This window comes from Methylobacter psychrophilus (genome assembly GCF_025583945.1).
Taxonomy (GTDB): domain Bacteria; phylum Pseudomonadota; class Gammaproteobacteria; order Methylococcales; family Methylomonadaceae; genus Methylobacter_C; species Methylobacter_C psychrophilus.
This window is the reverse complement of sequence record NZ_JAOEGU010000005.1, coordinates 1-14435: the sequence shown is the minus strand read 5'-3', so window position 1 is coordinate 14435 and position 14435 is coordinate 1. Positions and strand designations below refer to the sequence as shown.

Annotated in this window: 13 protein-coding genes and 2 tRNA genes; 10 read left to right on the top strand and 5 right to left on the bottom strand. The window is 44.2% G+C overall.

Annotated elements, in window-relative coordinates:
• Positions 1–55: 55 nt before the first annotated feature.
• From N7974_RS03960 to gnd, 4 genes are all read right to left on the bottom strand, one after another.
• Entirely contained in the window at positions 56–1123 is a 1068-nt protein-coding gene (locus N7974_RS03960) for an ecdysteroid 22-kinase family protein (protein ID WP_262964360.1), read from the bottom strand.
• Positions 1124–1249: 126 nt separating this feature from the next.
• The gene (pgl, locus tag N7974_RS03955; RefSeq protein ID WP_262964359.1) at positions 1250–1933 is read right to left on the bottom strand and encodes a 6-phosphogluconolactonase; all 684 of its coding nucleotides are present in this window, start codon (positions 1931–1933) and stop codon (positions 1250–1252) included.
• A complete protein-coding gene (gene zwf, locus N7974_RS03950) occupies positions 1934–3415 on the bottom strand; it encodes a glucose-6-phosphate dehydrogenase (RefSeq protein WP_262964358.1) in 1482 nt (493 codons plus the stop codon).
• Between the two features lie 194 nt (positions 3416–3609).
• Complete coding sequence (gene gnd / locus N7974_RS03945; protein WP_262964357.1) at positions 3610–5055, bottom strand: decarboxylating NADP(+)-dependent phosphogluconate dehydrogenase; 1446 nt, start codon at positions 5053–5055, stop codon at positions 3610–3612.
• 235 nt (positions 5056–5290) lie between these two features.
• Here gnd and N7974_RS03940 point away from each other — a divergent pair, with 235 nt between their 5' ends.
• The 4 genes from N7974_RS03940 (at position 5291) to N7974_RS03925 (ending at position 9860) form a co-directional block, all read left to right on the top strand.
• The gene (locus N7974_RS03940; RefSeq protein ID WP_262964356.1) at positions 5291–5962 is read left to right on the top strand and encodes a DUF4126 domain-containing protein; all 672 of its coding nucleotides are present in this window, start codon (positions 5291–5293) and stop codon (positions 5960–5962) included.
• Between the two features lie 62 nt (positions 5963–6024).
• Positions 6025–6100, top strand: a tRNA-Phe gene (locus tag N7974_RS03935).
• Between the two features lie 28 nt (positions 6101–6128).
• Positions 6129–6204, top strand: a tRNA-Phe gene (locus N7974_RS03930).
• Positions 6205–6512: 308 nt separating this feature from the next.
• A complete protein-coding gene (locus N7974_RS03925; protein WP_262964355.1) occupies positions 6513–9860 on the top strand; it encodes a DEAD/DEAH box helicase in 3348 nt (1115 codons plus the stop codon).
• 11 nt (positions 9861–9871) lie between these two features.
• Here N7974_RS03925 and N7974_RS03920 read toward each other — a convergent pair whose 3' ends face one another.
• Positions 9872–10042: a hypothetical protein gene (locus N7974_RS03920; protein ID WP_262964354.1), complete on the bottom strand. Its 171-nt coding sequence runs from the start codon at positions 10040–10042 to the stop codon at positions 9872–9874.
• Here N7974_RS03920 and N7974_RS03915 point away from each other — a divergent pair.
• The 6 genes from N7974_RS03915 to N7974_RS03890 all read left to right on the top strand — a co-directional run bounded on the left by N7974_RS03915 (position 10018) and on the right by N7974_RS03890 (position 14279).
• The gene (locus N7974_RS03915; protein ID WP_394813046.1) at positions 10018–10488 is read left to right on the top strand and encodes a DUF6988 family protein; all 471 of its coding nucleotides are present in this window, start codon (positions 10018–10020) and stop codon (positions 10486–10488) included. The genes N7974_RS03920 and N7974_RS03915 overlap by 25 nt on opposite strands.
• Before the next feature lie 135 nt (positions 10489–10623).
• Complete coding sequence (locus N7974_RS03910; protein WP_262964352.1) at positions 10624–10890, top strand: hypothetical protein; 267 nt, start codon at positions 10624–10626, stop codon at positions 10888–10890.
• 423 nt (positions 10891–11313) lie between these two features.
• Positions 11314–11475, top strand: coding sequence for a hypothetical protein (locus N7974_RS03905; protein WP_262964351.1), 162 nt, complete (start codon positions 11314–11316; stop codon positions 11473–11475).
• Positions 11435–13240, top strand: coding sequence for a type I restriction enzyme subunit R domain-containing protein (locus tag N7974_RS03900; protein ID WP_262964350.1), 1806 nt, complete (start codon positions 11435–11437; stop codon positions 13238–13240). Before N7974_RS03905 ends, N7974_RS03900 begins: the two co-directional genes overlap by 41 nt.
• Positions 13241–13279: 39 nt before the next feature.
• Positions 13280–13558 carry a hypothetical protein gene (locus N7974_RS03895; protein ID WP_262964349.1) on the top strand — a complete coding sequence of 93 codons (279 nt, stop codon included), beginning with the start codon at positions 13280–13282 and terminating at the stop codon, positions 13556–13558.
• Positions 13548–14279: a M48 family metallopeptidase gene (locus tag N7974_RS03890; protein WP_262964348.1), complete on the top strand. Its 732-nt coding sequence runs from the start codon at positions 13548–13550 to the stop codon at positions 14277–14279. The genes N7974_RS03895 and N7974_RS03890 overlap by 11 nt, the downstream gene beginning before the upstream one ends.
• Positions 14280–14435: the final 156 nt, after the last annotated feature.

Here is a 14435-nt window from a genome sequence, read left to right as displayed (position 1 = left end):
AGCATTTAAATGATTTATCAGCTACTAACTGTACTGATATTTTGGCTATATTTAGTTATAGCGGTATCGCAGAAAAGGCATCAAGATCTTCTATTGCCGCCGCAGTTCGGCGTATCAGTTCATGGTTGCTCTGTAGGTTCATCATACCGCCGATTGCCAGTGTTATAATCATTGCTTCAAAGGGATAGATGAGATGAGCGCGATATCTTTGCTGCAGAATATTGACATCAATACCGGCAATGCCGTTGTCCTGAAGACATTGAGCATAAATTGCTATAAGGCTCGCTTCATGAAGACGTCGGGTCTCGGTGTTTAGGGAGACAGACAGGAAGTAGGCAATATCACTTATCCCCTCACTAAAACGGATCAACTGCCAATCGAGAAGGCCCGGTTGAGATTGATTCCAGAATATATTGCCGGGGTGGCAATCATGATGAACCAGAGTTTGTTGGGCTTGTGTAAGAAAGCGCATTGCTTGCCTGCGATTACGGGCATAATGAATGGCTTGTGCGTAAAGCTTAAAGGGCACGAGTTCACCAGCTTGTTGCAGGCCTCTTTTCATTAACGGCACTGCCATGGCGGTGCCTAAAAAGTCTTCCAGACTGCGAACGGGACCTGCCAGCCATGGATAGCTATGATTGATACAGCCTTTATTCCAAAAACAGGCATGGAATTTTGCCAGTTGTTCGACAACTCTGGTTGCTTGAGTCAATGTCAGGGCATCACCTGGACTACCCGGAATGGCTCCAAATTCAGTTACATCAGTAAGAACTAGTGTTGCCCCCCTGCCAAGCTTGCTCTGCGCTGCCAAAAAATGCGGTACAGTCACTGATACAGAGTGAGCCACTTCATTATAAAAGCGCACCTCGGTATGTAATAGTCTTGGTAATGCGGTGATTAACCTTGCTTGCCAGGCCATAGACGGGAGCTTTACAAACCACTGTTCGGGTAAAAGAGAGGGTTCATTGTGTTCCACTTTGATACGTATGCGTGTTGTCGTGGCAATATCAACAGAGGTAATGTCCACACCGGAAACCACTATATCCGTGTTATGTTGATTAACTACGCGTTGAGCCCAGTCGATTGTCAAATCCTTGGGGTGGTGAACAATAATATTGTGCATTATTTTAACAATCAGCAGGGAGAGTAACGCAGAGGTAATATAGGATGCACTAAGACATTAAGCGCTCCCTAACAAATTGGATGCGCCTTTTCTGATAGGCGCACCCTGTTGGTTTACCTGTTGTTTTTAAGGATTATATGCGTCCCTATCAATATAAATATCGACAGGATTCTTGGCGCTTATTGTTGCAACGGGTAAATCCTGACCTGAACGCCAGTTTTTAACGGCTTCCTGTTTGTTTGTGCCAGTAATCAGGAAGATCAGTTGTTGTGTGTTACTTAAGGCCTTTGCACTAATGGAAACCCGTTCTGGTGGTGGTTTTGGTGAGTTATAAACCGCGTGTGCCAATTCATCTTCCTGGTGCTGATGTCCCGGAAACAAGCTGGCAGTATGACCATCTTCACCCATACCCAATAAAACCATATCAAAGGGGAGGGCAGCCGCGACGACTTGTTGATATTTTTTAGCACCTTGTTCAGGGCCCAGTTCAGCAGGGATCGTAAAAATCTGCATGTTGGGAATAGCTACTTTTTCAAGAAAAGCCTGGGTTGCCGCCAGGCTGTTTCTATCGGCATGGTCTATTGGCAAGCAACGCTCGTCACCATAGTAGATAAACCATTTGGCCCAGTCAGCATTTGCCTTAGCCAATAAGTGATACACTTTTTCCGGTGTACTACCGCCGGCTAACACCAATTTAAAACTGCCATGTTCGGCAATGGCATGTTCGGCACACTCAAGAATTTGTTGATAAGCGGCTACAGCGACCTGGTCGGCTGTTTCCATAGTGTGCCAGAGACTGTTATGTTGCATTTATTTACACTCCGGTGTTAAAGAACTGCGCCAGGATTGAGCGCTTTTATCAAATAGACGGCTGTCTTCAGGTCCCCAGGAACCCGCAGGATAAGTGGCAATATAGTCACGTTCCATCGCCCAGGTTTGCAGGATAGGGTCAACAATACGCCAGGCATATTCGACTTCATCAAAGCGCAGGAAGAGCGATCTATCGCCTTTCAAAACATCCAGTAACAAGTCTTCATAAGCATCAATGGCTTTTTCATCATCATTTCTAAAGCTGGCATCCAGACTGCTGGTTCTGGTGCTCATTTCCAGGCCGGGTTCTTTTACCGTCATTTCAATACGAATGCATTCTTCAGGCTGTATCCCTAATAATATCCAATTCTGGTTCATACACTGTACATCGGTATCACGGAAAAATTGTAACGGCGGGTGGCGAAAGCAAATCGAAATAGTCGATTGCGCTTTAGCCATGCGTTTACCAGTACGCAAATACATGGGCACACCGCGCCAGCGCCAGTTGTCTATATACAGCTTCATGGACGCATAGGTTTCGGTGACACTATTTGCGGGAATGGCTTCTTCCTGTAGATAGCTATTGACCTTTTCACCTTTAATATGACCCTGTGAGTATTGACCTCGAAAGGCATGGCCATGTACGGCTTCTTTAGGAATAGGGCGAATTGATTTTAATACTTTAACTTTTTCATCACGCAAGGATTCCGCTTCCATTGAAGCTGGCGGTTCCATGGTTACCAAGGTCAGCAATTGTAGCAGATGGCTTTGCAACATATCACGCATTGCACCGGCACCGTTATAATACTCGCCCCGACTGTCGATACCGATTTCTTCAGAATGAGTGATTTGAATATGGTCGATGTAATTACGGTTCCAGATAGGTTCCAGCATAATGTTGGCAAAACGAAATACCAGTACATTTTGCACCATTCCTTTACCCAGATAATGATCAATGCGATAAATTTGCTCTTCCGTTAAATAGTGACTAATGCGTTTTTGTAAGGCCTGAGCGCTATCCAGATCATAACCGAAAGGTTTTTCAATGATGACCCGTCGCCAACCGTATTCTTCATCAAATAACTGATTATTGCTTAACATCTCCATGACGTTGCCAAATTCTGAGGGACTAACCGACAGATAGAAGGCAATGTTTTTAGGAAATTTTTTGTCGTTAAGTAGTTCTGCCAATTCCGTATAACAGGGCGGTTGTTCTATATCGCCTTGATGATATTGCAGACGGTCGCTGAACCGTTGAAAAACAGCTTCATCAAAATCATTACCTGATTTTTGCAGAATCATGTCCCTGACTTCACTCAGCCATTTTTTCTGATCCCAGGGTCTGCGTCCAATGCCTACAATACAAGTCCCTTCAGGTAGTCGATTGGCCGCATCAAGATGATACAAGGCAGGCATTAATTTAATTCTGGAAAGATTTCCAGTAGCTCCAAAAATAACGTAGGTACAGGGTTCGGCATTCATAAAGAAGGGCTCGGTTAACGGTTTACCACGAAGAAGACCAGGCTTTATAGAGGCGCTGCATGTTCTTTGTGGTAAATAATAAGGGTTAAAAACTTATATACTGTTTTAAGGCTATCAACTTAAGCCAGGACAGATACCATCCCTTGAAGGGATGTTATCTGTAAAATCGTCCCACTTTAAATTGGTAGTCTGTTTTAAGCAGTATAGGTAGATGATGCCGTTTTACCACCATGACCGGTCCAGTCGGTATGGAAAAACTCACCTCTGGGCTTGTCGGTACGTTCGTAGGTATGGGCGCCAAAATAATCTCTTTGTGCCTGTAGTAAATTGGCAGGCAGTCTTTCTGTTCGATAGCCGTCATAATACGCCAGTGCAGAAGAGAACGCCGGTGTAGGGATACTTAAATTTATACCTGAGATAACCGCTTTACGCCAGCCTTCATCGGCTTGTTGCATGGTATCAACAAAGAAGTCAGCCAGTAGTAGGTTTTCCAGATCAGGATTATCGGTAAATGCCTGCTTGATATCATTTAGAAACTGACTGCGAATAATACAGCCACCTCGCCACATCAGCGCAATCTCACCATAGTTAAGCGCTAAATTATAGTCCTTGGACGCTTCACGCATTAAGCGAAAACCTTGTGCATAAGAAATAATTTTGGCAGCGTACAAGGCATCACGAATTGCATCAATCATGGTTTGTTTATCACCGGAAAATACTTGCGTACATTTAGGCAATACCTTTGCGGCTTTAATTCTTTCTGACTTTTGAGCGGACAAACACCGTGCAAATACTGCTTCACCAATTAGAGTTAACGGAATGCCCAACTCCAGCGCATTAATGCCGGTCCATTTACCGGTGCCTTTTTGGCCTGCAGTATCCAGTATTTTATCGACTAAAGGCAGGCCGTCTTCATCTTTAAACGCCAATATGTTGGCCGTTATTTCAATTAAATAAGAGCTTAATTTACCTTTATTCCACTCGGCAAATATCGCCTGCATTTCATCGGCACTCAAGCCCAAGCCTTCAGACAGCAATTGATAGGCTTCGCAGATCAACTGTATATCGCCATATTCAATGCCGTTATGTACCATTTTGACATAATGCCCTGCGCCATTATCACCAACCCATTCACAGCAAGGCGCACCATTGACCTGCGCACTGATAGCCTGAAAAATAGGTTTAATGGTAGGCCAGGCGGCTTTATTGCCACCCGGCATAATTGAAGGTCCATGTCTTGCGCCTTCTTCACCGCCAGAAACTCCGGCACCTATGTACAGAATATTCTGTTCTTTAAGAGCGGTAGTGCGGCGATTGGTATCAGTAAACAATGAATTGCCACCATCGATAATAATATCGCCGGCAGCCAACAGCGGCACCAACTGGTTAATACACTGATCAACAACATCACCGGCTTTAACCATCAACATAACAATACGTGGCGATTCAAGGCTATCAACCAGTTCTTGCAGAGAGTGCGTACCGACAATTTGGGTATCTTTTGCTGGGCCGTCCAAAAATTCATCCACGGTGCTGGTGGTGCGATTAAAGACCGCTACTTTAAAACCATGGTCATTCATGTTAAGAACCAGGTTTTGCCCCATTACTGCCAGACCGATTAAACCGATATTTGCTTTCATGTTTGTCTCCTATGAAATTACTGTAGACCGAATACTAGCATATTTTGTAGATAGCTTGCATAGAGGATGCAGTCTATAAAAAAACCAGTCAATAGAAAGCTTCGCCAAAAAATTTTGCCTTGATTTTGTGATGTTATTTTAACAATGAGATGTAAATTGGTTGCGTTAGAGTACTGACATCTATTGCTGTATTGTTTTTTGTATTTAGCTGAAGTTAAGAAACTTGTGCTAGCTTATGGAAAACGAAATTTTTATAAAAGGCACTTACATGGGCGCATTAGAGCAAATATCCGCAACCCTGGCGTTAACAATGGGGCTTGCATGGGCTAGCGGCATTAATTTGTATGCAATACTACTCATGCTGGGTTTTCTTGCCAATACCGGTAATATTATTTTGCCGTTGGATTTGCAAATTGTTGCCGATCCAATGATCATGACTGCCGCCGGATTGATGTATTTTATCGAGTTTTTTGCTGATAAAGTGCCGGGCGTAGATACCGGATGGGATGCCCTTCACACGTTTATTCGAATTCCTGCTGGGGCTATGCTGGCCGCAGGGGCGATAGGTGACTTAAATCCTGTTGTTGAAATAGCGGCGGCTATTATGGGTGGTGGCTTGGCTGCCGGATCGCATGCGACTAAAGCCGGTACGCGGGTGCTTATTAATACCTCTCCCGAACCTTTTAGTAATTGGTTTGCATCAGTAGGGGAAGATATTGTTGTAATAGGCGCTGTCTGGGCTTGTATCAATCATCCGGTAGTGTTTTTAATTGCCTTGGTATGCTTTATTGCGCTGATGATTTGGTTATTGCCACGATTATGGAAAGGTATAAAAAAAGTTTTTAGTTTGGTTATTAACCTTTTCAATAGAGACAACGGACCTGCCGGCATCAATCCACCGCAATAAATTTACAATTTCTATTGACTAACGCCCCGTAATCTAGTCTAATGGCCGTCTTTTGTAGTTCCGCCCAGGTAGCTCAGTCGGTAGAGCAGAGGACTGAAAATCCTCGTGTCGACGGTTCGATTCCGCCCCTGGGCACCACTACAAAAAACAAGCAACACCTCAAAAAGCCCAGGTAGCTCAGTCGGTAGAGCAGAGGACTGAAAATCCTCGTGTCGACGGTTCGATTCCGCCCCTGGGCACCATGAATTCTAAAGGCTCCGATCTAATCGGGGCCTTTTTTATTTGTACCTTCCTGTCTATCTCCTGAATGCTAACTCGTCATAAACCCAACTTCCAGTACAACCCGTCGAGCAAGTCATTAACCATAATCTGAGAGCCTCCTAAATTCTGTGTCTGTGTAACTTCCTGTTCACGAAGTCATTATCCTTTTCCGTTATAAGCTATAAAAAAAACAGTCGCAGTCAAACAATAGGTTAAACTTTCAGCAGATTTAATCAACCTGAAATAAAACCAATAATTAGTGGCTACTTTTCTAGAGTTATACCAAAGCTTGGACAATGACCCTTTAAAGCGGGGCAAGCAATTTGAACGCTTTACAAAGTGGTTTCTCAAAAACGACCCCGGATGGTCAACTCAGATTGATCAGATTTGGCTATGGGAAGAGTATCCTAACCGCTGGGGTATTGATTGCGGAATTGATCTTGTTTTTAAACATAAGAATGGCGAAAACTGGGCTGTACAGGCTAAGTGTTACTCCCCAATTTATGACATCACCAAACATGATGTAGACAAATTTCTCAGCGAGTCCAATCGCAAGGGCATTGATAAGCGCCTGCTGATAGCCACCACTGACCGGATTGGCAAGAATGCAATACAGGTCTGTGAAGCTCAAGAGAAAACTGTAGTCAGGTTCCTACTATCTGACTTTGAATGTTCGAAGATTGAATATCCATCACATTACGAAGACCTTCATAGCGGCAAGCGCAAAGAACCTCCCAAGCCACGTCCTCACCAGCTTGAGGCAATCGCCAAGGTAGTGGATAGTTTTCAACATGCCGATCGTGGTCAATTGATCATGGCTTGTGGTACTGGTAAGACCTTCACTACACTTTGGATCAAAGAAAAACTGGTATCCAATCAAACGCTGGTATTGCTGCCGTCTTTAAGTCTGCTGTCACAAACACTGAGGGAATGGACTTTTGCTGCAAGTCAGCCATTTGATATTCTTTGTGTATGCTCAGATGAAACGGTTGGCAAACGTGGAGCCGATGAAATAATTCATTCCGTGTCTGAACTGGCATTTCCTGTAACTTCGGATATAGAAGAAATCAGAAATTTCCTGCAAAGCGATGGCGATAAGGTCATCTTCTCAACTTATCACTCTTCACCACTTGTAGCAGATGCGCAGGCCCATCAATGCATCCCTGTTTTTGATTTAGTGGTTGCCGATGAAGCTCATCGTTGTACCGGCAAGGTTAGCAGTGCTTTTTCAACTGTGCTGGATAATAACCGAATCATTGCAACCAAGCGTCTATTTGCAACCGCCACCCCACGGACTTATACCAGCTCAGTCAAAAAGACCGCCGAAGAGCGTGGCATTGAAGTAGTGGGCATGGATGATGAAGCAGTTTTCGGCAAGGTTCAGTATTCACTCCCTTTTGGTGAAGCCATCAGGAAAAACCTGCTGACCGATTATCGGATCGTGATCATTGGTGTGGATAGTCCGATGATTGCGGAATGGATTAAGAACAGAGAATTGATTAAAACGGACACCGGCATTGAGAACGACGCTGAGTCTATGGCTGCTCAAATTGGTTTGATTAAGGCGATCAAGGATTACGACCTCAAGCGGGTGATCAGCTTTCACAACCGTGTCAGTCGAGCCGAATCATTCAAGGATGATATGCATCAGGTACTTGACTGGATCAGTGAAGAGCATCGCCCCAGCGGTGAACTTTGGACTGACTTTGTATCAGGAGCAATGCCTACGGATAAACGGCGGCAGAAACTGGATTACTTGAAAGGGTTGAGCCAGGATCAAAGAGGACTGCTCACCAACGCTCGGTGCCTTTCCGAAGGTGTGGATGTCCCATCATTAGATGGTGTTGCCTTTATTGATCCAAAAAACAGTCAGGTGGACATTGTTCAGGCAGTGGGTCGCGCCATTCGCTTAAGTGCTGACAAGAAGTTTGGAACCATCGTTATACCGGTATTTATTGAGCAGGGCGATGATGCCGCAAGCTCAATTGTAGCCAGTAACTTTAAACCTGTCTGGGAGGTATTAAATGCTTTTAAGTCTCATGATGAAGAGTTGTCGCAGCAACTGGATACATTGCGGACTGAGCTAGGAAGAAAGCCAGGGTCAAAGGTCAATCCACAAGACTTTTCAAAAATCACCATTGATCTCCCTAACACAGTGGATGCGAATTTTGGCAGTGCACTACGCACCTATCTGGTTGAGCAGGTGACGGAGTCCTGGAATTTCTGGTTTGGGTTGCTGGAGACGTTCGTAAAACGTGAAGGCCATTGCAAGGTTCCTGCGTTATATAAAACAGAAGATGGATATCGGATCGGTAGCTGGATAAATAACCAACGAACAACAAAGAACAGCATATCGTCAGAGCGCAAAGAGCGGCTGGAAGCAATGCGTGGCTGGGTTTGGGATGCGATTACTGAGCAGTGGGAAGAAGGATTTCGATATTTAAAAGGATTCGCTGATCGAGAGGGACATTGCTTGACTCCCGCACTATATGAAATGGCAAATGGATACCGGCTTGGTCAGTGGGTAAGTACTCAACGAACAAAGAAAAGCAGTATGTCCCCGGAGCGTAAAGCCCGGTTGGAAGAATTGCCTGGATGGAATTGGGTGGGTCGTGCAGATAATTGGGACGAGATATTTCATTACCTCAAGGAATTTGTAGAACGAAATGGGCATACCAAGGTTCCCACTGAATACAAAACGACAAATGGTTACAGTGTCTATATTTGGGTAGCGAACCAACGAAAAATGAAAGACTGCATGTCATCGGATCGAAAAACTCGGCTTGAAGCTTTACCCGGTTGGAGTTGGGATCCTTTTTCAGATAAGTGGGAAAAAGGATTTAGCTATCTCAAGGAATTCTCTGATCGAGAAGGCCATATCAAGATTCCTAATGGCTACAAAACGGCAGATGGATACCGCCTTGGTGGCTGGGTAATGGAACAGCGTGCAACAAGAGATGGTATGTTACCAGAGCGCAAAGAGCGGCTGGAAGCAATGCGTGGCTGGGTTTGGGATGCGATTTCGGAGAAGTGGAATGAAGGATTTCGCTATCTCAATGAGTTCGCAGATAGAGAGGGGCATTGTCTAGTGCCTGCTTTATACAAAACCGCAGATGGCTATCGACTTGGTAGCTGGGTAGGTACCCAACGAACAAAAAGAGTCAGCATATCACCGGAGCGCAAAGGACGACTAGAGCGACTTCCCGGTTGGAGTTGGGATCCTTTTTCAGATAAGTGGGAAGAAGGGTTTCGCTATCTCAAGGAGTTTGCGGATAGAGAAGGGCATTGCTTGTTCCCTGCGTTATACAAAACGGCAGATGAATATCGACTCGGTAGCTGGGTAAATACACAACGTACAACAATGGACAGTATGTTGCCGGAGCGCAAAGCGCGATTGGAATCCGTGTCCTGTTGGGTTTGGGATATTTTGTCTGAAAAGTGGGAAGAAGGTTTTCGCTATCTTAAAGAATTTGCAGATCAAGAGGGGCATTGCTTAGTTCCGACATTATATAAAACGGCAGATGGATATCGAGTTGGTAGTTGGGTTGTGACTCAGCGAACCAAAAAAGAAAGAATGGCCTCTCACCGAAAAGCACGACTGGAAGCACTCCCCGATTGGATTTGGAAAGTTAAGTGAGGCTTAAAACATCATGAATTTCTCGCAACGTCTCGCGCAAGGCCATGAATTGGCGGCTTGGATTGAGCAGCTGGTTTACGATCTATCATTGCCAGATACAGTTCGAACACGACTTGCCGGAACATGTTTTCAAGTTGCGCAAGAGCACCACCAAGCAATTCTGTTACTTCTGAGTCAGACACATCCTCTGCATGCACCCGCTTTCGCGCTACTACGCCCAGTGTTCGATTCTTATCTAAGAGGTTTGTGGTTTGCGCATTGTGCAACAGACGCAGACTTGGAGAGATTTGTGCAGGGTAAGAGTCCGCCGAATATGCCAGCAATGCTAGCTGCCATTGAGCAGATTCCTGGATTCGATGTCAGGCAACTGTCCGATATTTACAATCGAAGTTGGTCTGCCATGTGTGCTTATACCCACACTGGATCGCAGCAGATTCTTAGGTGGAGTACGAGCGATGCAATACAACCGAACTACTCTGATGCAGAGATTAACGAAGTTATTGCGTTTACAGAGGCATTGGCGATTCTATCGACTCTCGGTCTCGCAACAATCGCAGCCAACAAATTCCTGGCTAAGAGCGTGCTTGCCAAGGCGCTGGAGTTTAGTATTCCGTTTGTAGTTTTTTAATTGGAAGCATCCATATATTAATTATCCTGAAATTCTAATCTGACTGTAGTGACTTCTAAAACGCCATCTCAAAGCCTTGTTGGTCGTCATGATCATCAGGGCTTTTGTTTTTCTAAACCTATTCAAGGAGTTATTATGAAACTCGCCTTACTGTTGTTCGGACTAATCATCCTATCAGTCCAAGCCGAAGAAAAGCGTATCTACCAAACTGATTCAGTCGGTAACATCCAATACAACAAACCCTCACAAACCATTCAAAACGACGGTCGGATAATACAGACCGATCCTTACGGCAACAAACAATACAACAAGCAACAATACCAAATCAAAGGAGACAAAATATACCAAACGGATTCAGTTGGAAATATCCAGTACAACAAGCCTCAACAAAGAATCAAGTAATCAATACCTCCTACAACAGCCCCTTTGATCATCCGGTCATTGGGGCTTTTTTATGCCCTATATTCTTACTATTCGGCACTATCGCCGCCGCCCTGTAACAGCAGATCTAACTGCGCACTCTCAACCATCTTATATGAAGAAACTCTAACCACTAACCCAAGGAAAACCCATGTTTACAAACTTACTCGTTATCAGTCTGCTTTGCGCCGCATTCCCGCCTACAAGGTTGATCGGGATAGCTGGCTTAGCTATTTTGTCTTATTTCTACCCACCGTTGCTTATAGGTCTTCTCATTTTTGGAGCCATCATTTTGTATTTCATTCACCGCAAATAATTAACCTCTTCAACCAAAATCCTAATTCTTTCACTATAGCTACTTCATTGTAGAGATTGGCGTTTGCGTTGGGAGCAAGGAAATTTTATATGATTACACGAAAAACAATACCAACTCAAAAACGTATCAAACATACCGCTGACTTGTTTGGCCTACATTTCCCAATGCGCCTTGAGCCAGCTATCTACAACATCACCATTGACATTGCCGATGAATATACAAATCGGCGGCGTGTTTGCTGGCGTCAATGAAGAGATTTATCGCACTAAAAACAGTCACGATTTAGCCTTCCAGCTTAATGCAATGTCGGCCTGGTTACTGTGCTTGTTGGTCCATAAGTTTGGACGTAAAACCAAAGCCAAATCCAGGACCGATTATGATGAATATATTGAACAACTAAAAGCCAGTTTGCCAAGTAACTTTAGAGCCAAGGGGGATCTTTATGTATTCGTTGATGAGTGTCATCGGACACAATCGGGCAACTTACACAAGGCCATGAAGCAACTGTTACCCAATGCCGTATTTATTGGTTTTACCGGCACACTGTTACTTAAAAAAGATAAACAAAAGAGCCTGGAGATATTTGGCCAGTATATTCACACCTATAAATTTGATGAGGCGGTAATCGATGGTGTGGTGCTGGACTTGCGTTACGAGGCACGTAAGGTTGAGCAAAACTTAAGTTCCAAGGAAAAAATTGATGAGCGGTTTGAAATAAAAACCAAAGGCTTGAACGAGGCTGCCAAAACCCGAATAAAACAACGCTGGGGGACCTTGCAAAAGGTGCTGAGCTCTAAAGACAGGCTCAGCCACATTGTTGCCGATATTATCCTGGATATGGCGCGTAAACCCAGGTTGGAAAACGGTAAGGGTAATGCAATTTTGGTTGCCGGCAGTATCTATGAAGCCTGTAAATATTATGAGTTATTTCAACAAGCAGGCTTTGCTAAATGTGCGATTATCACCTCTTACACACCTAAGCTAAAAAATATAAAAGGTGAAACGGTTGGCGATAAAGCCAAGACAGAAAATAGCTGGAAATACGATGTTTACAGCAACATGCTGAACGGCAAAAAACCGGAAGATTTTGAAGATGAGGTAAAAAAGCAATTTATCAAAGAACCGGCAAACATGAAGCTGCTGATTGTGGTTGATAAGTTACTGACCAGCTTTGACGCACCACCAGCAACTTACCTCTATATCGATAAGACCATGCAGGATCACGGCCTGTTTCAGGCTATCTGTCGCGTGAATCGCCTGGATGGTAATGACAAGGAATTTGGTTACATCATTGATTACAAGGTTTTATTTAAAAGTATTGAAAAAGCGGTCGGTAATTATACTCAGGATGCTTTTAGCGAGTACGAGCCCAAGGATATTGAAGGTTTATTAACCAACAGGCTCAAGAAGGCCCGTGAAAGCCTCGATAACGCCTTAGAAGCCGTAAAAGTATGGTGTGAACCGGTGGCTCAACCCGGTGCAGCCGAAGACTACCGGCGTTATTTTTGTGGCAACAATCTTGCCAACGATAATCAGGTGAAAGACAATGAACCCAAGCGGGTAAGCCTTTATAAGTTCACGAAAGCGTTAATGAGAGCTTACGCGGAACTGGCGAATGAAATGCTTGAAGCTGGTTATAGTAGCCATGACACAGCCCGGATAATAAAAGAGGTTAAGCATTATGAAGCGGTGAGCGCCGACATCAAGCTGACTAGCGGCGATGCACCTGATTTGAAGCAGTATGAGCCGGAAATGCGTTATTTGATTGATACCTATATTCGTGCTGAAGACAGCGAGGTGATCTCAAACTTTGATGATTTGACCTTGGTGCAGATGCTGGTTAAGGAAGGCGAAGCAGCCGTTAATAATTTGCCGCCGGCCATTCGTAAAGATAAAGAGGCTGTTGCGGAAACCATTGAAAATAATATGCGTAAGCTGATCATTGACGAGAACCCGACGAACCCCACGCATTATGCAAAAATGTCAAAGTTGTTGGATGATCTGATTATCGCCTAGAAGAAAAAACAGCTGAGCTATGATGCCTATTTAAAAAAATTGGTAGAGCTGGCAAGGCAGGCAGATCAAGCCAATGGCGGGGGCATATCGCGCCCTGAAACACTGGTCACTAATGCACAGAAAACCTTGTATGACAATCTGGATAATGATGAAGCGCTGGCCTTAAAACTTGACCAAGCTATCAGAGACGTTAAAAAAGACGACTGGCGAAACCATCCTGTTAAATCCAGGGCGGTTAAAACGGTTGTTAAAAATCACGTTACAGAAGATAAGGCCGATTACATCTTCAATTTGGTCAAAAATCAAAATGATTACTGAGCCATTACATCAAATCACGGTGGGTAAGTGGGTCGTTAATGTGGTTAGAAAAGACATAAAAAACCTGCATCTGGGCGTTTATCCGCCTGATGGCCGACTCCGCGTTGCCGCGCCATTAACGGTAACGGATGATGCCATACGCTTACTGGTGGTCTCTAAACTGGCCTGGATAAAAAAGCAGGTTGCTCAATTTCAAGGACAGCAACGACAATCCAAACGCCAATATGTATCAGGTGAAAGCCATTACTTAAAAGGGCAGCGGTATTTATTAAATGTCATTTACCACAATGCAGCGCCTAAGGTCATCATCCGCAATAAAACCTATATCGATCTTTATGTACGATCAGGCAGTTCTGAAGAAAAACGCCACGAAGTAATGACAGAATGGTATCGGCAAAACCTTAAAGAGCAAATACCGGTACTTGTTGATAAATGGCAGCCGGTTATGGGCGTAGAAGTGCGCGCTTGGGGTATCAAGCAAATGAAAACCAAGTGGGGAACGTGCAGCATTGCCGCTCAGCGTATCTGGTTAAACCTGAACTTGGCTCAAAAGCCTGAACACTGTTTGGAATACATTGTCGTGCATGAAATGGTGCATTTATTAGAGCGCCACCATAATGAGCAATTTACCGCTTACATGGATAAGTTTATGCCGCCATGGCGTAATTATCGTGATGAGCTGAATCAATTTTTATTGAACCACTCGGATTGGAGTTATTAGTTATTAGGCGTGATTTCTTATTACAAAAGCGGTAATTGTCAATGTAGTTGTCGCCTCGACGGTTAACTCTTACTCTGGTTTGTTTTCTAAATAATCACTTCCTTGGTAGCATTTTTTTGTTTAGACCTTGTCTGGGTTAAGGTGGGCTGTCTGGAT

Coding starts and splice junctions, on each gene's coding strand:
- N7974_RS03960 (WP_262964360.1), bottom strand. CDS start 1,123: ATGCACAATATTATTGTTCACCACCCCAAGGATTTGACAATCGACTGG.
- pgl (WP_262964359.1), bottom strand. CDS start 1,933: ATGCAACATAACAGTCTCTGGCACACTATGGAAACAGCCGACCAGGTC.
- zwf (WP_262964358.1), bottom strand. CDS start 3,415: ATGAATGCCGAACCCTGTACCTACGTTATTTTTGGAGCTACTGGAAAT.
- gnd (WP_262964357.1), bottom strand. CDS start 5,055: ATGAAAGCAAATATCGGTTTAATCGGTCTGGCAGTAATGGGGCAAAAC.
- N7974_RS03940 (WP_262964356.1), top strand. CDS start 5,291: ATGGAAAACGAAATTTTTATAAAAGGCACTTACATGGGCGCATTAGAG.
- N7974_RS03910 (WP_262964352.1), top strand. CDS start 10,624: ATGAAACTCGCCTTACTGTTGTTCGGACTAATCATCCTATCAGTCCAA.
- N7974_RS03905 (WP_262964351.1), top strand. CDS start 11,314: ATGATTACACGAAAAACAATACCAACTCAAAAACGTATCAAACATACC.
- N7974_RS03900 (WP_262964350.1), top strand. CDS start 11,435: ATGAATATACAAATCGGCGGCGTGTTTGCTGGCGTCAATGAAGAGATT.
- N7974_RS03890 (WP_262964348.1), top strand. CDS start 13,548: ATGATTACTGAGCCATTACATCAAATCACGGTGGGTAAGTGGGTCGTT.